General features: G+C 41.3%; 18 protein-coding genes. 7 read left to right on the plus strand and 11 right to left on the minus strand.

All coding sequences use genetic code 11. The annotated features are described in order from the left end of the window. Window positions 1-22: 22 nt before the first annotated feature. The 3 genes from LZG73_RS01890 to LZG73_RS01900 are packed head-to-tail and all read right to left on the minus strand — an operon-like array spanning window position 23 to window position 5,674. Window positions 23-2,848 (minus strand): type I restriction endonuclease subunit R, encoded by a 2,826-nt coding sequence (locus tag LZG73_RS01890; RefSeq protein WP_233845799.1) that lies wholly within the window; start codon window positions 2,846-2,848, stop codon window positions 23-25. Window positions 2,849-2,866: 18 nt separating this feature from the next. Then, the gene (locus LZG73_RS01895) at window positions 2,867-4,087 is read right to left on the minus strand and encodes a restriction endonuclease subunit S (RefSeq protein WP_233845800.1); all 1,221 of its coding nucleotides are present in this window, start codon (window positions 4,085-4,087) and stop codon (window positions 2,867-2,869) included. 3 nt (window positions 4,088-4,090) lie between these two features. After that, complete coding sequence (locus LZG73_RS01900) at window positions 4,091-5,674, minus strand: type I restriction-modification system subunit M (protein ID WP_233845801.1); 1,584 nt, start codon at window positions 5,672-5,674, stop codon at window positions 4,091-4,093. Between the two features lie 463 nt (window positions 5,675-6,137). On the opposite strand from LZG73_RS01900, the gene LZG73_RS01905 reads away from it, so the two are divergent. Next, complete coding sequence (locus LZG73_RS01905) at window positions 6,138-6,659, plus strand: hypothetical protein (RefSeq protein WP_233845802.1); 522 nt, start codon at window positions 6,138-6,140, stop codon at window positions 6,657-6,659. Window positions 6,660-7,172: 513 nt separating this feature from the next. Here the strand turns inward: LZG73_RS01905 and LZG73_RS01910 are convergent. After that, window positions 7,173-8,159, minus strand: coding sequence for a transposase (locus tag LZG73_RS01910; protein WP_233845803.1), 987 nt, complete (start codon window positions 8,157-8,159; stop codon window positions 7,173-7,175). A 247-nt stretch (window positions 8,160-8,406) separates the two neighbouring features. On the opposite strand from LZG73_RS01910, the gene LZG73_RS01915 reads away from it, so the two are divergent. From LZG73_RS01915 to LZG73_RS01930, 4 genes are read left to right on the plus strand one after another with little or no spacing between them, the layout of a single operon-like run. After that, complete coding sequence (locus tag LZG73_RS01915; RefSeq protein WP_233845804.1) at window positions 8,407-8,595, plus strand: hypothetical protein; 189 nt, start codon at window positions 8,407-8,409, stop codon at window positions 8,593-8,595. 1 nt (window position 8,596) lies between these two features. After that, a complete protein-coding gene (locus tag LZG73_RS01920; RefSeq protein WP_233845805.1) occupies window positions 8,597-9,112 on the plus strand; it encodes a hypothetical protein in 516 nt (171 codons plus the stop codon). A gap of 35 nt (window positions 9,113-9,147) precedes the next feature. After that, window positions 9,148-9,402 carry a hypothetical protein gene (locus LZG73_RS01925; protein ID WP_233845806.1) on the plus strand — a complete coding sequence of 85 codons (255 nt, stop codon included), beginning with the start codon at window positions 9,148-9,150 and terminating at the stop codon, window positions 9,400-9,402. 1 nt (window position 9,403) lies between these two features. Further along, window positions 9,404-10,261: an SOS response-associated peptidase gene (locus LZG73_RS01930; protein WP_233845807.1), complete on the plus strand. Its 858-nt coding sequence runs from the start codon at window positions 9,404-9,406 to the stop codon at window positions 10,259-10,261. A 32-nt stretch (window positions 10,262-10,293) separates the two neighbouring features. Here the strand turns inward: LZG73_RS01930 and LZG73_RS01935 are convergent, their stop codons facing one another. Continuing rightward, the gene (locus LZG73_RS01935) at window positions 10,294-10,719 is read right to left on the minus strand and encodes a response regulator (protein WP_233845808.1); all 426 of its coding nucleotides are present in this window, start codon (window positions 10,717-10,719) and stop codon (window positions 10,294-10,296) included. A gap of 232 nt (window positions 10,720-10,951) precedes the next feature. On the opposite strand from LZG73_RS01935, the gene LZG73_RS01940 reads away from it, so the two are divergent. Then, on the plus strand, window positions 10,952-11,539 hold the full coding sequence (locus LZG73_RS01940; RefSeq protein WP_233845809.1) for a hypothetical protein: 588 nt from the start codon (window positions 10,952-10,954) through the stop codon (window positions 11,537-11,539). A 722-nt stretch (window positions 11,540-12,261) separates the two neighbouring features. Here LZG73_RS01940 and LZG73_RS01945 read toward each other — a convergent pair. The 6 genes from LZG73_RS01945 to LZG73_RS01970 form a co-directional block, all read right to left on the minus strand. Continuing rightward, entirely contained in the window at window positions 12,262-12,633 is a 372-nt protein-coding gene (locus LZG73_RS01945; protein ID WP_233845810.1) for a hypothetical protein, read from the minus strand. Between the two features lie 83 nt (window positions 12,634-12,716). Continuing rightward, window positions 12,717-14,096, minus strand: a complete 1,380-nt coding sequence (locus LZG73_RS01950) for a DUF6371 domain-containing protein (RefSeq protein WP_233845811.1) — start codon at window positions 14,094-14,096, stop codon at window positions 12,717-12,719. Between the two features lie 115 nt (window positions 14,097-14,211). Beyond that, a complete protein-coding gene (locus tag LZG73_RS01955; protein WP_233845812.1) occupies window positions 14,212-15,786 on the minus strand; it encodes a phage/plasmid primase, P4 family in 1,575 nt (524 codons plus the stop codon). Next, complete coding sequence (locus LZG73_RS01960; protein WP_233845813.1) at window positions 15,776-16,081, minus strand: AlpA family transcriptional regulator; 306 nt, start codon at window positions 16,079-16,081, stop codon at window positions 15,776-15,778. Before LZG73_RS01960 ends, LZG73_RS01955 begins: the two co-directional genes overlap by 11 nt. A gap of 82 nt (window positions 16,082-16,163) precedes the next feature. Beyond that, window positions 16,164-17,081, minus strand: a complete 918-nt coding sequence (locus LZG73_RS01965; protein ID WP_233845814.1) for a hypothetical protein — start codon at window positions 17,079-17,081, stop codon at window positions 16,164-16,166. Then, window positions 17,081-18,409 (minus strand): site-specific integrase, encoded by a 1,329-nt coding sequence (locus LZG73_RS01970; protein ID WP_233845815.1) that lies wholly within the window; start codon window positions 18,407-18,409, stop codon window positions 17,081-17,083. The genes LZG73_RS01965 and LZG73_RS01970 overlap by 1 nt, the downstream gene beginning before the upstream one ends. Window positions 18,410-19,092: 683 nt before the next feature. Here LZG73_RS01970 and LZG73_RS01975 point away from each other — a divergent pair. Further along, entirely contained in the window at window positions 19,093-20,682 is a 1,590-nt protein-coding gene (locus LZG73_RS01975) for a M12 family metallopeptidase (protein ID WP_233845816.1), read from the plus strand. Window positions 20,683-20,913 lie beyond the last annotated feature (231 nt).

The raw sequence follows: 20,913 nt of genomic DNA on the forward strand, positions 1-20,913 counted from the left end.
AATTAGTCCGCAACGTGTTTCTCTATCTTTCCAAGAACTTCCCAACAAAATCCCTCAACTTCACTAACAACCGCTCTCCAATTGAAGCCCGCTGACGGAATGACGGTTTTTCGTTCAAAGTATCTACCAGTTCCGTCTTAGTCGGGAAACGACCCGAGAACTCGATTGAATCGATTGCCCTTTGCAAGAGCTCAGGATTGACGTTCTCCTCTTCGGTAATCTGTTCGAAAGCAATACGTTTCTCTGCATTGAGGAATTCGTCATATTCCTTTTCCAGATCTTCTTCCGATGCAGTTGGCAAGTTTTCCAGTATAAATTTCTCTATCAGCTCGCGTTTGGTGCTCAGTATCGGATCGGATGAGACAAGGTTTAAAATTTCAGTTTCGCGTTTCTTTCTGGACTGTTCGTCGCCTGTCCGATTCTGAGCCAGCAATCGCAGGATGTATAAAACATTGATTTCGTCTCTTCGAATCAGTTCCAACTGAAAATCGACCTCATCCAGGATTGATTCCTTTTTTGTCTCGGTTTTTGTCTTCTGATAGAGGTCGAGGTACTTGGAACCGTAGTCAGCGAATGTTTGTGCATCCATTGATAAATCATCAAAGGAGAAATCAACAAATGTGCTCATGCTGTTCTTAATACGTAGCAGTTCCCGGTAAGCTCTCACAAATGCAAGTTCGTCTTCTTCCGTAATAAGCGAATCGACGGAACTAACAGTAGGAACAATATTCAACAGTGCCGAGACCGCCACATTGAACCTAATGACGTAATCTTCATAAGGCTCAATCAGGATCGTTTCTTTTGCGTCCAGTGTAGAGAACAATTCTATGGCGTCGTCCGTGGCTTGTTTCAGGTTACGGAAAACAATAATGTTCCCATGTGACTTCTTTTCCCCGGTGATCCGGTTCGTTCTAGAATATGCCTGAATCAGGCCGTGGTACTTTAAATTCTTGTCAACATACAGGGTATTCAGTTTCTTGCTGTCGAAACCCGTCAGGAACATATTCACCACAAAAAGAATATCGATCTCCTTTTCGATCACCCGCTTTGCAACGTTCTTGTAATAATCGTTAAAGGATTTGCTGTCTTTGGTGGAGTATGATGTATTAAACTCCTTATTGTATTCCGCTATGTATTTATCCAGTACTTCCCGCGTATGGATGTCCGCTTTCGCATTGCTGAAATCCAGATCATCCTCCGGAATTTCTCCGCTGTCCTCGTTCGGTGTTTCGTTGGCGGTATAGCTGAAAATCGTTGCCATTCTCAGATCATGCCTGCCTTCACTTTTCAGTTTCCTGAATATGTCGTAATATTTGATCAGAGTTTTTACATTACTGATACAGAACATTCCCGTAAAAGCGCGGTTGTAGGTCTTTGAATTGTGGATATCAATAATGTAGTTGGCAATCTTATTGAGCCGCTCCTCGCTCTCTAAAAGCTCCGTTGTATCAATTGCATGCACATCAATATCCAAATTGGCGCGGCTGGTATCTTTGTATTGATAACGGCCTGTATATTCCACTGAAAACGGCAATACGTTCTGATCCTTGATGGCGTCCGTGATTACATAATCGTGCAAACGCTCATCAAAAAGCATGGCGGTTGTTTCCCGTTTCCCTGCGTGGCTGGTTGAATTCTTTTCAAAGATCGGCGTTCCCGTGAAGCCGAACATCTGGTGATTGGTAAAATACGCCTTGATCCGCTTGTGTGTGTCGCCAAACTGACTCCTGTGGCATTCGTCAAAAATGAATACCACTTTTTTATCTTTCAGCACCTCCATTGTCTTTTGGTGGTGCTCGCGGGTAATGGCGGTATTGAGTTTTTGAATTGTCGTAACGATCAGTTTTACATTCGGATCAGCAAACTGCTCTACCAGTTTTTTCGTATTGTCGGTACTGTCTACCGAACCGGGACTGAATGCATTGAATTCCAATGAGGTTTTATAATCCAGGTCAACGCGGTCTACACAGAAAACCACCTTGTCAACCTTTGGCATCCGTGACAAAATCTGACTGGCTTTAAAGGAGGTGATCGTTTTTCCTGATCCGGTTGTGTGCCAGATATAGCCGTTCTTTGTGGAGTTCTTGATACGTTCAATAATCCGCTCCACTCCAAAGTACTGATATGGACGCATGATCATTAAAGCCTTGTCGCCCTCATGCAGGATCGTGTAACGGGTGATCATCTTGGACATGTGGCATTTGTCCAGAAACTCCTTTGCGAAAGCTTGCAGGTCAGAAATTCGCCTATTCTTCTCGTCTGTCCAGTAAAAGGTAAATTTAAAATCTGGTGTTTTGGACGGTGCAAAATATTTGGTGTTTACTCCATTACTTATTACAAAAATTTGAATGTATTGAAACAACCCTGCTCCGAAACTATACGCATGTTTTTTGTAGCGGTCTATCTGGTTGAATGCTTCGCGAAGTTCCAAACCTCGTTTTTTGAGTTCAACCTGTACAAGTGGCAAGCCATTTACCAGTATCGTTACGTCAAACCTAGTTTTATATTTGCCGTCAACGGCGATCTGGTTTGTTATCTGATATTCATTCTGGCACCAGTGTTCCATGTTGAGGAAACTGACGTACACGGTTTCATTATCTGCATTCTTGAAAGAAAACTTATCCCTCAGGATTTTGGCCTTTTCAAAAACGTTGGTCGTTTTGGTGAGGTGGTTGAATATCAGTTTGAATTCCGCATCGGTAAAAGTCCGGTTGTTGTATTTTTCAAGCTGTGTTTTGAGGTTGGCTATCATTTCATCCTCATCACGGATCGTCACGCGGCTGTAACCGTTCTCGACCAACTGAGCAACAAGACTTTCCTCGAGGGCTAATTCCGATTGGGTTCGCATAATGTTACTTTCAAGACCTTACACAAACATCTGCTGTAACAAGCCTTTTTTATAGTTTTGGTTGAGGATAATTTGTTGCTCTACTTTTTGGATTTGGGCGTCAATAGACAAAATGAACTCAGATATTTTTGTCTGTTCTTTCAAAGAGGGTAGATTGATTCTTGTTTCAGAAAAATATTTGTAACTGATCATTTTTCCATCTCTGATTCCCTCTAATTTCTCATTGAGTTGAACAATATAGCTATCTGTTTTGAAAAAGTATTTAAACCACTGATCTACAATTGCTACCTTGGGCTTCAAAATAATATATGCGGGGCTACAAATACCTAAGTAGTTGGAATATTCAATACCTCCTTGAAAGGATCTAAGACTAATAATGAAGTCTCCCTTTTCCACCACTTTATACGAATCAACACTCTTTTCTGAAACGCTAATATTATAATCAATCAAATTTCGCGGAATGGCTCCGTGTTCTTGCGTGATTGCGAGAATTGGCAAATCTGAATTATGATTTTTGTTGGTAACACTTGCAAATAAATCTCCCGCGTTGCAAGGCGTCCACTCTGGAAAATCCCTACAATCATCCTGCTTAAACCTAATCTTCTGATTAAAAATCTTTTGCATTGCTCCTTTCTTGTAAAGGGTTAGCTTTTCCTTTTTGGCGGTAAGCAGTTCAATCCGCTTGTCAATGGCGGTTAGGAATTCGGCTATTTTGGTTTGTTCGGGGAGGGAGGGAAAGTTGATTGTATATCCTTGAAATTCTTTTGTGGTAAAGCTAGCTTGATTCACAGCAGGCTTGGTAATTGAAGTCACAAAATCCCGATAAACTTTTGTATAAAACAACGATATTATAAATTCTGGAAATATTTCATTCTTAAAAGTTAATCGCAGCAGATTAGTGGTATAGATTACATCACGATTAATTCTGTTTTTGAACAATGCAGCTTTCCCTATTTGAGCTAGACTATTTATAAAGTTTACAAGAATGTCATTTTCTTGCAAAATAAACTTATTAAGATCAACACCTTGATCATCAATTAGGTACCAGTATTTCAAATCATCAAAAACAATTTTATTCTCAAAAATGTTATTAGATCTCAATATAGCATATCCAATGTCAGTATCACTTAACCTTCGGGAAATCCCACTTTGCATTCTTTGAAGAACTTCTCCCAATTTTTTTTGCTCCCAAGGACTCTCAAACTCAGGAAATCTCAACTTCGGTACTAAATTCTCCATTGCTTAAAAAGGGGCTTTAATGTTAAGTTCTTTACAAAAAGGCAATATGCTGGTTTCCGTCTCAGCTAATTCGTTATTGATCTGTACCAGTTCATCAGCAATAACATCCAAGTCTAAAATGTCCTGTTCCGCAAAGGTGTTTACATACCTTGGAATATTGAGGTTGTAATTGTTACCGCGCACCTCTTCCAGCGTCGCCAGATGTGCATATTTGTCGTCTGCCTTGCGTTGCTGGTACGTAGTGACAATCCGGTCTATATGTTCAGGCAACAGGTAGTTTTGTGTTTTCTGCTTGTCAAAATCCTTACTGCCATCGATGAACAGAATATGTTCGTTGTCTTCCCTGCATTTTTTCAATACCAGTATACAGGTTGCAATTGACGTTCCATAAAACAAATTGGCAGGCAGGCCAATTACAGCGTCAATGGCGTTAAGTTCCTCAATAAAATGTTTACGGATATGTTCCTCAGCGGCGCCCCGGAATAAGACCCCATGAGGCAATACGGTAGCCATAATACCATTGTCGGTCAACTGATAATACATATGCTGTACAAAGGCAAAATCAGCGGTTCCCTTTGGTGCAAGCTTTCCAAACTGGCTGTAACGGTCGTCGTTCATCAACAGTGGGCTTGCACTCCAATCAGCGGAAAACGGCGGATTGGCAACTACCGCTTCAAATTTCAGATCACGGTGCTGAGGACGTTCCAGCGTATCCTCATTTTTGATATCAAATTGTAAATACGATACACCGTGTAATATCATATTCATCCGCGCAAGGTTATAGGTAGTACGGTTCATTTCCTGCCCGTAAAAATGCCCTACTTCATCGACCTGCTTCGCTACACGCAACAACAACGAACCCGAACCACAAGTAGGATCATAAACCGATCTCAGTTGTTTCTTACCTGTTGTTACGATCCTAGCCAAAACCGTTGATACCTGCTGAGGCGTATAAAACTCCCCGGCCTTTTGTCCGGCTCCGGCTGCAAACTGCCCGATCAAGTATTCATACGCATCACCCAGTACATCGGAATCAGTACTGCCCAAATCAAAATCAATCTTCCCAAGAGCCGTAAGAATCCTTACAATGACCTTATTACGCTCATCAACAGACTTGCCTATCTTGGTTGAATTGAGGTCAATATCATAGAAAAGATTATCAAAGTCATCCTGCGAATCCGTTCCAAGTGTACTTCGTTCAATGTTTTTCAGAACACGTTCCAGATCATCCAGGATAAAGACATCGTGCCCTTCATCTTGTGTGACATGGGTAGCACTTCCTTTTTGGGCAAGAGATTCAAATAATTCAGAAGGTTTCAGAAAAAACCCCAATTTTTCAATCGCAATTTCTTTGATGTGTTCAAGATCCGCCTGCCCCTCTTCCGTATTCTCATCGATATCAAAGTAAGTGATCCCGTCCGGCTTCAACAGTTCGTTTACTTCATTAACAAGCTTATCAGACAAGTATTTGTAGAAGATAAAACCCAATATATAATCCTGAAACTGACTCGCGTTCATCTTTCCACGCAGGATATTGGCAATACTCCAGAGTTTTTGTTCTAGTATTCGTTTTTGACTTTCAGACATAGGGGAGAAATAAATAAAGGACCCAATTTATTAATAATTCTATTGGTCACCGGAATTATTTTATACTGGATTGCAACGATACTGAACGAGAGCGCCTTAGGTGAATACTGAATTTGTTCAAACTGGTATTAAAATAAATTCTATTCAGTAGTGTTTCGCCTAACTTGACTTCATGAATGTATCTACCCTCAAAAACAAAATTGGTAAATAGTTTATGCTATTATCAGAATAACAAATTCAAAAGGTTGCAAAAGCCTGCAATGACAAGTTAGACTTAGTAGCGCCAATCCTGAGTACCAGCTATTTCTATCAAAGCCTTCCGTTATGTGTTATTGATTCTGTTTTTTCAATTGGAGTAAAGTATACTGGTGTTATCCGCGTAGTGGACAGATTTTGTGCTCAATCCAAAATTGCCACTTATCGAGAATATGGTTCTCCTTTCCCGAAACCGGCTGACCAGTACATGGTCAGTACCTTTAATAGCAGCTACGGCAAGATAGAGCCGCAGAAACTCGCAGAGGAAGTTTTTCAAAGTAGGCAAAGGACTTCAAGCAGAGGAGGAATATTAAAGGCTGAGGCTGTACAGCTTTGGTTGAAAATACTTGGTAATCATAGCATTGATACGTTCCAAGATCTCGACCTAAGATTTCAAAGCTTAACTATGGATCGCAACAATGAAAGTAGTGTAAATTGGTTTGGCCTTCTTGAGCGAGATAACGCGGGTATCCCTGGACAACGATCAGGAATTTCCTTGGGATACTTCTTAATGTTAGCTGGCAGAGACAACCTCGTCAAACCGGATCGGATGATTATGCGATTTCTGAGGCACCATTTCTCTTATGAAACTATTCAAGTCAAGCATGCTATTATTCTTATTGCGTCTTTGGTGACTATATTAAAAAATCAGTATGGTCATCAAGATTTGACAATTCGCGAATTGGATCATGCTATTTGGAAGTATCAAAGAACATTGACTGATCAATAACGGCAACGGAAGGGTAGACCTACACCGTAGAGCATCATTCGTAACAGAACGATGTCAATTGCCAACTTAAGAGAAATCCGACGGTTTCTGCATCTTTAAAAAATCACGCCAAAAACCTGTTTAATAAAGGCGGCCCGCAACTCCATAATTATCAGTAAGGAAAATAGGTCAGTCCTTTTTTGGCTGATGATACATTACATCTTCATTGCGCTGTTCAAGTAAACTTCTAAATACGATGGGTCATTAACCTATTACTTTCTGTAGTATTTTTGAACATTGGCCGCCCATATCTTTCAAGAACTTCAACGTGGTATACATTGTGAATAGTCACGCACTATACATTAAATAATTGATGGTCGGCCGGCAACTCCGTAACTACTAGAACCTTCGTTAGGTCATTCCTTTTGTAGATCTTAGTAAATCACATCTTCGTTGCGCTGCCCAAGTAAACTGCAACGTACCAGAGGTCTTTCCTTATCGCAAAAAAGTACTCTCGAACATCAGCCGCCCATCTCATAATGGTTTATAAACGCTGTAATTGTTGACGCATGCGAAAATGCGATGGATCAACTTATTTCGCATTGCGTTGATAATCGCCATGTTATTTTTCCCCTCTTTCTGCTTTCGTATGTAATAATTGCTTAGTTCGCTTCCCTTCTGACGAATACATCTCATTGCTGCCAAATGCAGGCTTGCTTTAATCTCTTTGTTGGCAATGTGGGAAACCTTGGATCTACCTTTCAAACTGGTGCCTGATGACCAGTCAAATGGGGCAATTCCGCAGTAGCTAGCAAATTTCTTGGCCGAACTTATGTTTTTAAATTCGTTGGTATGGATGATAATTTGAGTAGCGATGACGTTACCCACACATGGCACTGAAGTAATAATCAATACAAGAGAACTAAGCCTCTCATCACCCTCAATTATCAATTCCATCTCACGACGGAGCGCGATGAGGTCTTCGTTTATTGCTGACAGACTTTTCTCAAAAAGCTTATCAAATGCATATCGTTCGTCTGCTCCAAGGAAATGCGATCGAATCTTATTTCCATTTGTTAACATCGGTCGAATCTTGACTAACCTCTTCCTGAGCGCTTCGAGCCTTTGCAGCCGCTGAATGCACTCCCTAGGAGGTTCCCAAAACTTCAACGCTGAATAGTGCTTTTTTGCGTATTCTGCGATCCTTACCGCATCTAACTTGTCGCTCTTGCCCCTGGTGATGCCCAGAGAGCGCTTGATTTGCAAAGGAGATTCCAAACATATTGGAATGTTTTTCAGTGCCTTAATTAGGAAGTCACAGTAAATGCCCATGTTTTCAGCACAAAAGATTATTTCGTGGGATTTAAACCCATATTCCTCCCTAAGCATTTTAAGGCATCTGCGAACCGAATCTTCCGTGTTGTCAATCTTCAATGACCGGATTGGCTGGTTTGGCGTTAAGATTGCCAAGTCCATCGTGACTTTTGAGATATCGACTCCGACGAAAATCTTTGGTGCCATAAGAATCTTGTTTTAAGACATTCATAATGAAATTCTTAACCTCAATTCGCACTGTAAGTTCCGTAAAAGAAAGGAATTTTGCGAGCAGCGCGACTGAAAATAATTTCGCCGAAACATCCATGAATTTGAGACATGAAGGCAGATTCGCAACCTTTAGATATTCGGGCTACTTGACATATGAGCAATAATTTGATACTATTGATGTCAAATTCGAGATACTAATAACATCATCAAACTAAAAATGCATATGTCAGATCATCAAAAAAAAGACTTCTTTTTGTCTCAGGCGCAAGCGTATTTGAACCAAGTCGCGCCAGCAAACCGGCAATATTTGGGGACGTTTTATCTTATGTACATCGATGGTGCGAGCTATGCCATCACCTTCCGATATACAGACAAATGGGAAATCAATACATGCGTTAAATGGATGAGGTGAGATGGGACATTGGGAAAGAAATTATTTTGGAGACAGTGAGATACGGCTTGACGATGTGGTATTTCTTGAAAATGGAATGACGGTTGATTGCCTGGACTGTCCGACTTATGTACAGCAATATACAAATCCATATTCCACTGCGAAGACGACGCGCCGCGTAAAGATTGGAGCAACCTATGACCGACAAGTCAAGCTGGAAGTGATCAGGAATACGATATTTACTTCTATTAAAGCATCGTTTGATTTCTTCCTGATTCGATTGGACGAAGATCTTGCAAGACGATATATTAGATATCAGATTCCAGAATTCGACGAGTCGCCGTTTTCCGTTCCCCAGGGCCTATACATCGTTAGCGGCATGAGTAAGTATCTTCGCGGCCACGTTATAACCTGTACGACCTACAAACCGAGCGAGCATCGGCCAAAATTTAACGTACGTTTTCATCAAGGCATCTCACACGAAACGAACATCGAACGACTGCGGGTTATTAAAGATCCCGAAAATTTCAGCGTATAAAATTATTTTATACTTTAGGTGCAAACCTTTAAGGTATGATAGTTTTACCGGACGACTTTGAGATTAATTGGGGCGAGTTGAAGCTAGCCGTCAAAATTCATTCAAAGCAAGAAAGAAAAGTCTTTGAAGTAAGCTTTTCCGACGGAAGGCCGAGGCTCTTTATGAGCAGGTCGGTTGTTTATAGTGGCAAGAAAGTTTGGATGTCGATCCCGGAAGGGAGGCAGGAGGAAGCATTGCCAATCGGTCGATTAATTGTTGAGTACTTTCAGAAGCAGCAAAAACAGGAATAATATGTGCTACTACAACGGTCAAAAGGTAACCAAAGCGGAGTATATCGAGCTGATGCAGCTCGAAAAATATATCGCGAATATCCCGGAGCTGAAACGTCCGACTGTTCTTGGGCCTGAGTCTCCGCAGATGGTTGTATTGAAACCGAATCTTGATAATACAGACTTTGATATTGCAAAGATGCGCTGGGGTTTTGTCCCGAAAGGCATTGAAACCCAAGAACAGCTCAAAAAGTTTGAAAACGGATATAAGAAGGAGGACGGTACGTATCAAACTGGTTATGACACCGAAAATGCGCGCGGAGAAGAACTGTTTTGGATTAATCCGAAAACCAACAAGCCAAAAATTTTCCGTGATGCGGCCCTGGAAAGACGATGCCTGATTATTTCGAATCAATACTACGAATGGCATCATATCTACCGGACTAACAAGCGCACCGGTGAGCTATTAAAGACACCAGACAAGTTTCCATTTGCTATAAAGGTTAAGGGCCGGGAATACTTTTACATGGCGGGAATTTGGAATACTTGGACTGATAAAGATACAGGAGAAACGATGGATACTTTGGCAATGGTTACCACCGACGCGAATCCCTTGACAGCGAAGATCCACAATTCAAAAAAGCGAATGCCAACTATCTTGCCTGACCAACTTGCGTGGGAGTGGATGATGGAGAATCTGCCCCAAGATAGAATCACTGAATTGGCTAGCTTCCAATTTCCGGAGGAGCACATGGACGCTTTTTCAATCAATCAGAAGTTCCAATTCACCGGCGAAGACCCATACCATGTATTCTATCCAGAGCTTGAAGATCTTAACAATCCAGGAGGCGTTCAGCCAGCTCAAATGTCGCTGTTTTAAGAATGCCAAACGCTGGTTTTTTCAAAGATACGCTAGCGAAAGTTATTTGGCGCAGCGCAACGTCCCCAATAGTTCATCATGGATCTTATTACATCTGTTAGCTCAACAATTGCCTTGGGCTTTACGAAAAAACCCTGTGCTGAAAGACTGTACGCGTCCATAACCATTTGTTGATTGGCTTCACTCGAAAAGAAAAGATAGGGAATACACTTTAAATTCAAATCTTCGTCCGTTTTTAGCTTTTCCCTTAATTCAAGCCCGGTTAGTTTCGGAAGGTTTATATCAGAAAGAATCAGGAAGGGAATTACACCCGGTTTATGTAGATATTCTAATGCCGCCTCTCCGTCTTTAAAGTAAACCCGCTTATTTGGGTAGTCTAGTGTATCAAATACTGTCTCGAACAAAAACTGATCGTCTTGATTGTCTTCAATAATAATGACTTCTCCATTTTTGTTCATAACAGTAAATTGACGATGATGATGCCGCCATTTGTGCTAAAATCATGCCACTACGATCTCTTATCGGGACTGTTACATATTGCCCATCAATTTTGTATCTCAGGGATCATTCCCTTTGTTTTAAATCGGCAGAAAGCCTATATTGAATTTAGCGACGCCAAGACCCCTAAAATGGTATTTAGAATGTATGGTACAAAATGGGATAGATTGCGCTTACCCTAAAATCATTACAATGAGAAAAGCTAATTTTGATATGGCAACTTTCGGATACACAAACTTTAGCGAACCGCGCGTGGGCAACTTGCTACGACGGTCTATTATATATAATGGCAATAGCAGTTCATATCTTTATCAACTTTTGGCATTTGAGTCGCCAAATGACCGACAACATATGTTGTTCCGAAATCTCGAAACCGGAGAACTAGACGAGCTGCCCTTATCAAACCTTACTCCAACTTTGTTTGATCCTGAAAATTCTGGATTCAAGGTAGTGGGCCAAAGGATGGACCACCTTCTTACAAATGGCGTAGTTGATCTCAAGGAAGTGTCAAATGGGGATACCAAATTAGGTTTTGAAGTTCGACATGCTACTACCGGCGATTACTTACTCCGTGTCAAGTCCGTTCGCCTGCCCTTCGCTGAGAAATTCACAGAAGTCGGTTTGGAGTATATTCACGAGCTTCAAAATCTTTACAGCGATTTGTTCCCAGACAAAACCCTAGACTTAACTTCGTTCATCCAAAGTCGCATCCAGGGACAAAAGAAAAATCGGGCTAACATTGATCGCTATGAGGTTGAGAGACTGCTAGGAAAGAAGTGATATTCATTTCTAAAATCACCTCCTTCCTGTTTTGTGGATTGAATTTGACAAAGATTATCTCACCGGGCTTAATGGCAAGGTTGATATCATTAGGGTAGCGATAAGAAGCTTCTGCAACGAAATGCCGCGCTGATTCCGGGCGGACAAGAAGAACTATGCTAACACTAATCCACCCATCACAAGAAAGGTCCCGCTCGGTTTCTACGATTGAAGCTTCCGCATACTGCCATGATGTAATGGGAATAGATATTGTTAGGTAACGGCTAATCTTTTCGGCTGCGATCAATAAGGCTGCTCCAAGTATTAGAAGGAATAAGAGGTTTGCATACATCATTGCGCCAATTTCAACTTAGTTTAGCCGAATAATAAAAGATCTGCAAAGAAAGTCCACTACGCCCAATCAAGGTAATCCATTTATTATTTGGTGAAGACTATTTACTTGCCGGTAATTGCTTATTAAAAGCTACCGGCGCAAACGGTCGTGAGACAATTCGAATGAACGTCGGGAGATCACCGTCAACCTGCCTAAGATAAGTGCTTAAAATGTTACTATTTTTACTGACTCGGAATGGTATTGGACGAGCTTCGCGTCAAAAGTAATTGTAAAGGACACTCGATTACGGCGGAGGGGAGGACGAAAAGTGTAATGCCTACTTTCCGGCAACCATCGCCCCGGCTATCCATGTATTATGTCAAAATTGCAACGAAATTCCCCGACATGGTTAATGACTTTCACCTTCTCCAATTTTCAGGTGTTTCTCTCCCGCGGCGACAATATTTCTGAGTTCTTGATCTGACAAAGATTTAAAGTCGACGTTCCTACCATTATCTGGTATAGCAAATACAACGACACTTTCTTGCTGTTCGCGCTGATTATCAATTTCCATTTGAACACTTTGCAGCTTCGGTAAAGTATAGCTAAACAGCTTTTCTAAAAATGCCAATCTATCCTTTGGCTCAAGTAGATCTAAATCAGATTGAACCTTCGGCCAATTATTTTCAATCAACGCGGTTACTCTTTCCCGTAGTTCTGCATTTTTTTTGTTGGGTACGCCTTTCGGCCTGCCGTTTGGATTATTCGTCTTTCCCCTCATATCTCCTGTATTTCTCTGTTGTTTTCTTATGGCACTGAGCAATCGATCGACTTATCTTCACTGATATTTCACAGCAAAAGTAATCAACCAAAGACCATGTCACCTTCTAAAAGTTTGTCTTTGAGAAGCTGTAATTGATAAATAAATAAATTTCGGTTTCCTTGTTCTCTACATCCTTCAAACGCCTTAATATGGTTAAGCCTGCCGGTTACAAAGGCTGCTGCGTCATAAACTTTAATTCCCGGCATAAGATTAATTTCGTTTGAAACTCCCTGTATCGAATTAAACCAGAGGCGATAATCATTAACACTAAATCTCTCACGCACAGAAGTGAGCAACGGATCAGCCGAAAAAAGAGATGATTCTAACCGTTCATGGTTTTCTTGGTGTTCATCGATTCTATCTAAAGAGACACCGCCCACCTTACTATCGGCGATAAAAAAAGATGTCTCAGGAGCTACATCATTTTCATATTTTTCATAGCCGCGTCGAAATTCACGCCAGTCTAACTCTATCAAATAGTCGGCCAGATCTTGCCCCTTACACCGCTGTTCCTCTGTCGCGTTTTTTTCTAGTAGGTCAGAAACGACAAAGGTAGTTCCGCTCATTTGCTGAGACAGTTCCTCTGCTTTACGTCTCCAAAGCGCAAAGGATTTCCCGTTTCTGGATAAATCAGGAAACAAATAAACGTTTCTGCCTTGCAGCTCCTTACATTTTGCGTAATTAATGCTACTAAGGTTATACACTGCCAACCAAAGGAAGTTTTTAGGATTATCCGGTAATCCAAAGTACAAACTACCATAAATAGCAGTTTTTGGAGCTTCCACCAGGGCAACCGGATTAGAGGGAAACTTTTCCAGCAAGTGAGCGCCAAACAAGCAAGATACCTTTAGATCATTATCTCGGTAGGCTTTTAACCAATTAGGCAATGCCTTCCCTATCTGCTGAAAGTACCGCTCGATAATAGAATGGATAAAGTCGGTGCTAGTCGTATGGTTCTCTTTGTCGAATTGCTTTACTTGAATAGCTCTTACATTATGATCCCCGTCGATAAATGGAAAAGTTATTGCGCCGGCTCTGTATCCTTTACAAACAGTTCCTAAATAGTAAAGTCCGGTTACCCGCTCTACGTCTCCCGATTGAAAAGTGAAAGGGACTCTCGTTATTAGATTTTGAAGGAATGCGTTTTGCTCGTACCCCTTCAAAGTCTTCTCCAAAACTTCAACTGGAATGAATACTAGTTCTTGCTTTCTACGCGGCTTCGGTCTAGGCGATCTCCACTCACTAATGATCGACGGCTTTAAGTGATATCCACAACTGTCCGCACGGTCGCACTTGCCGTATTGATCTGGCATGTAATCACCAGTTGAGTTATCAAGATAGCGGACAAACCGCTTTTTGTTACATTCAGGGCAAATAAATTTCCTGCTGCCTTTTTCAAGGCTGTATCTGTACTGTCCCATAATTTTCGGATAATATTGTATTTTGGGTAATCCAATCTTTATGTGTTCACGAGCTATGAAAAACATGCAAAGTATGTAGCAGTAGAAAAAACTTTATTAATCAAAAAGGATGTTATCACCTCTTCAAGTACGCAACATTCCCAATCATTTTCCGCTCAACCAACACCCCGGAACTTTGCAATCTCTTGATGAAGTTTGGTTTTCCTACTGGCAAATATCCGTCCTCTATGCAAAAACTCCGGTATTCCGCGAATAGCTCTTTGATAAGCGTTTGCGTGTCGCTACTTTTTTGGTATCCTGTCTCATCAAGAAACAACTTTACGCTGTCTGACTGGAGCTTATAGTTTTCCCCGGCGAGGCGAGCTGCTTCACAGTCAGAAAACCTTTTTTGTTTTAGCAACCTCTCGAGTCCCGAAAGCACCCAATTAAACACGCCTGACATTTCATTTGCTATTATCTTAGACGGCAATTCCCTATCCTGTTCACTTTCTGGTATAGTTACGTCAAAAGGTACTATCAGGAACCGCCGAAAAAATGCGTTTGTCTGTTCTACGTCTCTGGGCAATTCATTGCAATTGAACATTAACTTTGCATACTTATCCACTGTAAATGGCTCTCCGTATGGTAATCTAGCTTCAACCGGCTCCCCTGACGCAAGCTGTTTAAACATGGCTGCCTCCAACTTTCCGTTAATTTCCGTTACGTAGTTTAAAAGCATGTTGGAAATTTTCGCACGATAGTAACCGTTATCATTGGTCAAACTTGGCAGAGTGAAATTGCTGACGTTTTTTGATCCCAGTAAAGCAGTGACTACTTCAAAGAAAACTGATTTACCATTTGCTCCGGTTCCATATAGCAATAGTACCTTTTCCAGTTTCAACGTGGAAGGCTGGATAAATATATAACCTAGATATTCGGCAAGTATTAGTTGCCTTTCCTTGTCTGGCAATACATGATCCAAGTACTTCGCAAATTGCGGAGCTTTCGCATCTGGATCATAATCGAACGGCAACTGATAAGTAATGAAGTCAGCCCGGTTAAACTGTCTCAGAAGGTTCCGTTTTGGGCTAATCTCAAAAGTCCCATTTTTAAGATTAATCAAAACCAGATCCTTTGGGGGTTGAGGAGTTGGCAAGTATGCAGCCCCTATAAACTGTTTAAAAAGCTGTTCTTTGAATTGAAAATACCGCGCGGAAAACTTTGTTACCCCCATCTTCTCCGCTGCCTGCCCTAAAAACTCCTGGATCGCTTCTTTATCGATTTCTGACCAATAAGCACCGTTAAACAGATAAATAAAGTTATGGTTCCTACAGATTCCCCATTTATTTCCGTCAGCGACCAACAGTAAATTCTCAATGGATAATATTTGATAGTGTTTTGTATTGAGCTTATAGCTGTTGACAATTTTTTGTAGTTTTTTCAATTGCTCGCGGTCAGCGTCTAACGCCGCATCTATTTTGATACTGCCGTCCTGACTTAAAAGTTTTTGCTCAATTTCTGTAATCTGCTCTAACAAGCTCTTCATTTCTGGAAATGCCAGTAGTTCAAAGTCTAAATGCTTTAGTTGCTCTAATAACTGTTTCAAAATATCTCCATGTTTGACTGGCTCAAAGGTTGCGACGAGTTCCTGACGGTGACGAATAAACGTCTTGGCCTTATCCAGTTGATCGAATTGCGGTTTAAAATCCATTTCCTCCCCCCTTTCTCTTGATAGGTGTTGGAGCTGCCATAATTTCGGATAGCTTGAACCTTTTGAGGTTTCCGATCCTGTAGGACTTCAAAATTCCCTTCTTTTCCCAATCCCAAATGGTGACACTGGATACGCCAAGCAGCGCGGATACTCGCTTCGTGTCTATATACTGCTCCGGGTCGGTGGTGGGAGGTATTAGGCGAACAAGGGCTTTAATGACATTGGCGGTTACACGATCCGAAATACTACCAATAAGTTTTTCAGGATCAATCGGACTTAATACTAGGTTGTGCATAATCTTTGTTGATTAGAATATGCACAAAATTCAGGGGGCATTTTTCGGGGCGCTTACGGGATTCCCCCTATTTTCCCCCTATTTATAAACCTTTGACTTTTAGGTATTTTTCTACCTCTTCGGGATTGGTTGAAATTGATAAGATAATTGTACGCCAATCCACCCCCGCAAGGTCAATCAGTTTACGTTCTGAATTTAAGTCTACATTGGCAACTATATTGTAGTTTTTATAAAATGTATTCCCTTTGCCCGCGCCCATTTTTCTGTTTCCAATCCGCTCCAGATCTTTTTTATTCCCAAAGTTAATAGGTACCTCGCCGGTTGCGTGACATTCAAATAGGTAGGATAATACATAGTGTTTTGCCTGTGCTTTTCGCTTTGGTTCTGCTGACATTGGCGGCTTTTGCTCAACCTCCATATCCTTCAACATTTCATTAAATTGATTTTCCTTGTATATAGAGTATTCTGCAAACATTTTCAGGTTCAAGGATTCACCAAAAAAAGTATCACTAAAAATAATTGTTAGACTTTTCAACAATTGGGCACCAATACTTTTTACTTCGATACCCTCTAACTTAATCTGCAAGGATGGCGGATTTTTACGAATTAAAAACTGCAAAAAATCAGCATCATTGATGTTTGGATAAGAAATCATACCCTTCTTTTCAAAGAATACTCCTGATTCTTTAAATTTCGATTCTTTTATTTCTCTATACTTCTTTTGCAGCTCTGACATCTTATTTTCATACCATTGATGATGCTCATCAAATACTTCTTCAAAAGCGCTAGGCTTTCCCCACCAATAAATAGCATACTTTAAAGTGCCAACCCCAAAAGTGATTAACTCAGGATAAACGACTTCGCCGCCTTGCTTAAATTCTAAATTCTCTAACCTGAAAGCCTTATTCTCCTTAACATTATAAAAAACTACCTCACCGTTATTCCCAAAAAAGGGGTAGCAAGGTTCTAAATGACTTTCCAACACAAGTCGTTTTTCCATCAGCCTTTTAGTTTATGTTCCACCATTGCGTCAACCGCTTCGGAATTGTTCAGCTTTAAATATTTTATAAAATTCTTTTCGGTAGTGTGTCCGGTTGCTTTCATTATCAATTGTGAACGCATACCATCTAAATACATGTTGGTTGCAAAGCTCCTCCGGGCTGTATGGGAGCTGATCTGAGTATGTTTAGGAAATGTTTCAATCTTAATCCTCCCGGCTATATTATGCCTAGTAGTAACTAGTTCAACAATGCCAACCAGTTTACAAAGCTCTTTGATATAATCATTAAACTTCTGCTCACTGATCACCGGGAGCACACCGCTATACTTCTCGAGTATGCGTGTTACAATGGGTAGTAATGGTGTAGACGGCGATGTGGCGTGGGCTTTCTCTGGCATGATCTCTAAGTAATCATTGCCCGCCAATGTAGTTTTGATATTCTCTTGCTTCACCTGCTTCCAATCGGAAATCCTAAACCCGGTATTGCAGCCAATCAAAAATAAATCTCTTACCCGGTCTAACCTGTCATTTCCGGCAAGGTCATAATTCTCAATCAATTCAAGTTCTTTCTTGTTGAGATAAACATCAATAGGACTTTCCGCCAAAATCTTGGCATCATCCAACCATTCCCCAACGGTATAAAGCCTAGCCTTTCGGGCTGTTTTAAGAAGTATTTTTAATTGCTTTTGATAAAAACCGATATTGTTAATCTTGAATTTCTTTATGAAAGTCAGGTAGGAGGTATACTCATTCCAAAGCTCCTCAGTCCAATCGTCAAAAACTAACACTCTCTCAATTTGTCCCTGAAACTCAAACAGGCTGTTCTTTGCTGTTTTGTAGCGCTGCACCGTTTTAGGATCTGCAATCTTGTTTCCATCCAGTAACCGCTTACCGGTTTCAAGATCATTAATAAACTTTTCGACGAAAGGAAAAAAGCCAATAGCCTCCTCAACCTTTGGCGGGTTGATGTAAACGTTCAAGCAATGCTCAAGATATTCTTTTGTCGGTGAGATGTGTTTCACCATTGCATCGGACAAAGCTTTATCAACTACGTCTCTAAGATAACTTAAATAAAGATTTACATTGTCTTTTGTAGCCTGTTGGCATTGTGCTATTTCATGAGCGTGTTTGTTGTCTACCGTCAAGATAGGCACGGCGATATTTTTAACCTTATCTAGTTTATTATCCCAATGTTTAGGATGAACCTTAATGCCTGTTGCATAAAATAGACGGCTCTTTTTAGCTAAAAAATAGGATAAATAAATAGGTTGTTGGGTAGTCGCCTTTTTGTTACGAATGTAAAATCTAACGTTTTTACTGATAGCCATATCAATGTTGGGGTTAAACCTTACAAAGATAATCGGTTAACACTATGGTTAACACTTTTTCTTAATAAGTACCATGTTCATCTTAATATAGTTTAATGGCTACATCAAACCAAAATCTCATAACTAACTTAAAATTAAAAAGTTACTTTCATTTTATGACCATTCTTCAAGTTTATAAGTTAAGTAAGTTCCACCCCGGCTCTGGGTACGAACACCTGATAATCGATTGATTATCAGGTGTTTTGCTTTTCAGGGGCGACTGAAAGGGTGGTTACCTAAGTTTTAGCGTTTACTGCCCATTCTTCCTTTGCTTATGTGCCGTCTGCTTTGCTGCGGCCTGCGGATCTGCTTTATTATAAATTTCTGTCTCCGATCAATATTCTAATCTACGTCTCGCACCAATCTGAGCATTGGATCGCGTTCAACATAAGGCCTGTTTTCGCAACAAATGGAATTGCCCTAATATAGCTTGACATTAATTTGTAACAATATGGATTACAGTATTTTCTGAAGTCCAATAAGCCAAAAAACGGGTTTTATCAAAGCGATGCCTTACGTTTAGCGATTTTAACCCTCCGTTCACCGATTATCTCCGGCTTACTCCACGTGCTCGATTTAGATTTGATCATTCGAATGTGGGTGACATTCTTTGAAACTAAATCATTTTAAAAAAGCAGGTAATCATGAAAACAAAACATCTATTAGTCAAAACAACAATCGCATTGTGTGCGACACTTTATCTCACTTCTTGCCGGGAAACGGAGCCTGAAAATGCAGTCGGCACGGCGGCCCACGCAAAAGTAAATGCCCTAGCACCGGAAGCCGCTTATCCTGGGGAAACCGGCATGACAAAACGCGGAATGCTTTTTGGCAAAGAAATAACCTATTCCGAAATCGATGGTAAGGCTGTGTTTGAAGGCGACATCATTCTGACTCCGGAGCAACTCGGCCAAAGTGCTGGCGCACGGACTGAGGCCTTTACCAAGATCCATTCCCTTTGGCCCAACAACGTAATCCAGTACACGGTAGATCCAAGCATTTCAGACGACAGCGCCATTCTTGCAGCGATTTCTGATGTGGAAGCTGCTACGCCATTGCGCTTTATACGCCGCCGTTCACTTGCTGACATTCCGGGATATCAATTTGTGCAGACCAGTTATGTGACATTTACACGCAGCCGGGGCTACTCTTCTTCCATCGGCCGCATCGGTGGTCAGCAATTCATAGGCGTTCCTTTTTTCCCAACCAAGGGTGCAATTCTGCATGAGATCGGCCACACAGCAGGCTTGCTGCACGAGCATACCCGCTACGACCGGGATGCCAATGTGAAGGTTAACCTCAACAATGTTGCCGAAGCCGCAAAACCAAACTTCACAATCCTGGACGATGAGGGATACGATAACAGGAAATACGGCCCATTCGATTTTGGCTCCATCATGATGCTCGACTCATACGCATACTCGCAAAACGGGCAGCCTGTCATGACAACGCTGGATAATAAGCCTTTCACCGTACAGCGGAGCCACCTGTCGATCAGCGATGCCAAATGTATTACTGCCATGTATTCCAATGTGTTTGCTGTTACACCCAACGGCATCCTGGCGGGAGACGCGATAACGGGTAAAAATGCGCCCTTGGCAACACTTTATACCGGTGCGAGTGAAATATATGCGCTGGGAGCGCAATTCTTTTTATCACAAGGCAATAAGGTGACGCAGATTAAGTCGAAATCCGGTTGGGGTTACAACGTGTCTTCCGGAACGGGACCGGTGATCGGCATGACTTACTATAAAGGAAATGTCTTCACTTTGCAAGACGGGATCGTATGGAAAACGGAAGCTACGAATTGTATTAAACAGCAGTTTACCGGACCTTTTTTCACCGGCGGAACCGCATTGGCTTACGCATTTGGCCTTCCTTATGCGGTTGTGGGAGACCGGCTGCACATTATTTCAGCTGATGGTAAAAACAACAGCATTATGGGTTACGGATACAGCGGTGTTACCGAAATGGTAGGCTGGAAAGCTTGGCTTTACGTCATCAAGCCGAATGGGAAACTCTACAAAGTGAACCCAACGAATGGCGACATTGTCCAACACGGAACAACGACTTTTTCGTCCAACGCGCAAATAACATGCACGGGCAAAACCCTGCTGGTTGTTAGCCAGGCCACGTTATACAGCGTAGATGAAACAGGCGTTACCAAACCTATTTCTGGTGGCTGGGGCGACGTAACCGATATTTCAGCCGTCAATTCAGAAGATCAGCCTTAATGTCTATTTAGGTAATGACAAAATTCTCTGCACAATGCATATTGTGCAGAGAATTCGTCACTGAATCCACACGTGAATTATAATGAATGATTATTGCCTGTCTGGCCTTTGTAAAAGCTGTACTTTTTGGCACGAATCAACGATTTAAGTTTCATTCCCTTCATCAGTTTCAACACCGTTTTATGGTTGAGGCTACTGCCCATCCGCTATCCTCATCAGTTAACACTGTGT

This window comes from Dyadobacter sp. CY326 (assembly GCF_021390515.1).
Classification (GTDB): domain Bacteria; phylum Bacteroidota; class Bacteroidia; order Cytophagales; family Spirosomataceae; genus Dyadobacter.

Coding starts and splice junctions, on each gene's coding strand:
- LZG73_RS01890 (WP_233845799.1), bottom strand. CDS start 2,848: ATGCGAACCCAATCGGAATTAGCCCTCGAGGAAAGTCTTGTTGCTCAG.
- LZG73_RS01895 (WP_233845800.1), bottom strand. CDS start 4,087: ATGGAGAATTTAGTACCGAAGTTGAGATTTCCTGAGTTTGAGAGTCCT.
- LZG73_RS01900 (WP_233845801.1), bottom strand. CDS start 5,674: ATGTCTGAAAGTCAAAAACGAATACTAGAACAAAAACTCTGGAGTATT.
- LZG73_RS01905 (WP_233845802.1), top strand. CDS start 6,138: ATGGTCAGTACCTTTAATAGCAGCTACGGCAAGATAGAGCCGCAGAAA.
- LZG73_RS01910 (WP_233845803.1), bottom strand. CDS start 8,159: ATGGCACCAAAGATTTTCGTCGGAGTCGATATCTCAAAAGTCACGATG.
- LZG73_RS01915 (WP_233845804.1), top strand. CDS start 8,407: ATGTCAGATCATCAAAAAAAAGACTTCTTTTTGTCTCAGGCGCAAGCG.
- LZG73_RS01920 (WP_233845805.1), top strand. CDS start 8,597: ATGGGACATTGGGAAAGAAATTATTTTGGAGACAGTGAGATACGGCTT.
- LZG73_RS01925 (WP_233845806.1), top strand. CDS start 9,148: ATGATAGTTTTACCGGACGACTTTGAGATTAATTGGGGCGAGTTGAAG.
- LZG73_RS01930 (WP_233845807.1), top strand. CDS start 9,404: ATGTGCTACTACAACGGTCAAAAGGTAACCAAAGCGGAGTATATCGAG.
- LZG73_RS01935 (WP_233845808.1), bottom strand. CDS start 10,719: ATGAACAAAAATGGAGAAGTCATTATTATTGAAGACAATCAAGACGAT.
- LZG73_RS01940 (WP_233845809.1), top strand. CDS start 10,952: ATGAGAAAAGCTAATTTTGATATGGCAACTTTCGGATACACAAACTTT.
- LZG73_RS01945 (WP_233845810.1), bottom strand. CDS start 12,633: ATGAGGGGAAAGACGAATAATCCAAACGGCAGGCCGAAAGGCGTACCC.
- LZG73_RS01950 (WP_233845811.1), bottom strand. CDS start 14,096: ATGGGACAGTACAGATACAGCCTTGAAAAAGGCAGCAGGAAATTTATT.
- LZG73_RS01955 (WP_233845812.1), bottom strand. CDS start 15,786: ATGGATTTTAAACCGCAATTCGATCAACTGGATAAGGCCAAGACGTTT.
- LZG73_RS01960 (WP_233845813.1), bottom strand. CDS start 16,081: ATGCACAACCTAGTATTAAGTCCGATTGATCCTGAAAAACTTATTGGT.
- LZG73_RS01965 (WP_233845814.1), bottom strand. CDS start 17,081: ATGGAAAAACGACTTGTGTTGGAAAGTCATTTAGAACCTTGCTACCCC.
- LZG73_RS01970 (WP_233845815.1), bottom strand. CDS start 18,409: ATGGCTATCAGTAAAAACGTTAGATTTTACATTCGTAACAAAAAGGCG.
- LZG73_RS01975 (WP_233845816.1), top strand. CDS start 19,093: ATGAAAACAAAACATCTATTAGTCAAAACAACAATCGCATTGTGTGCG.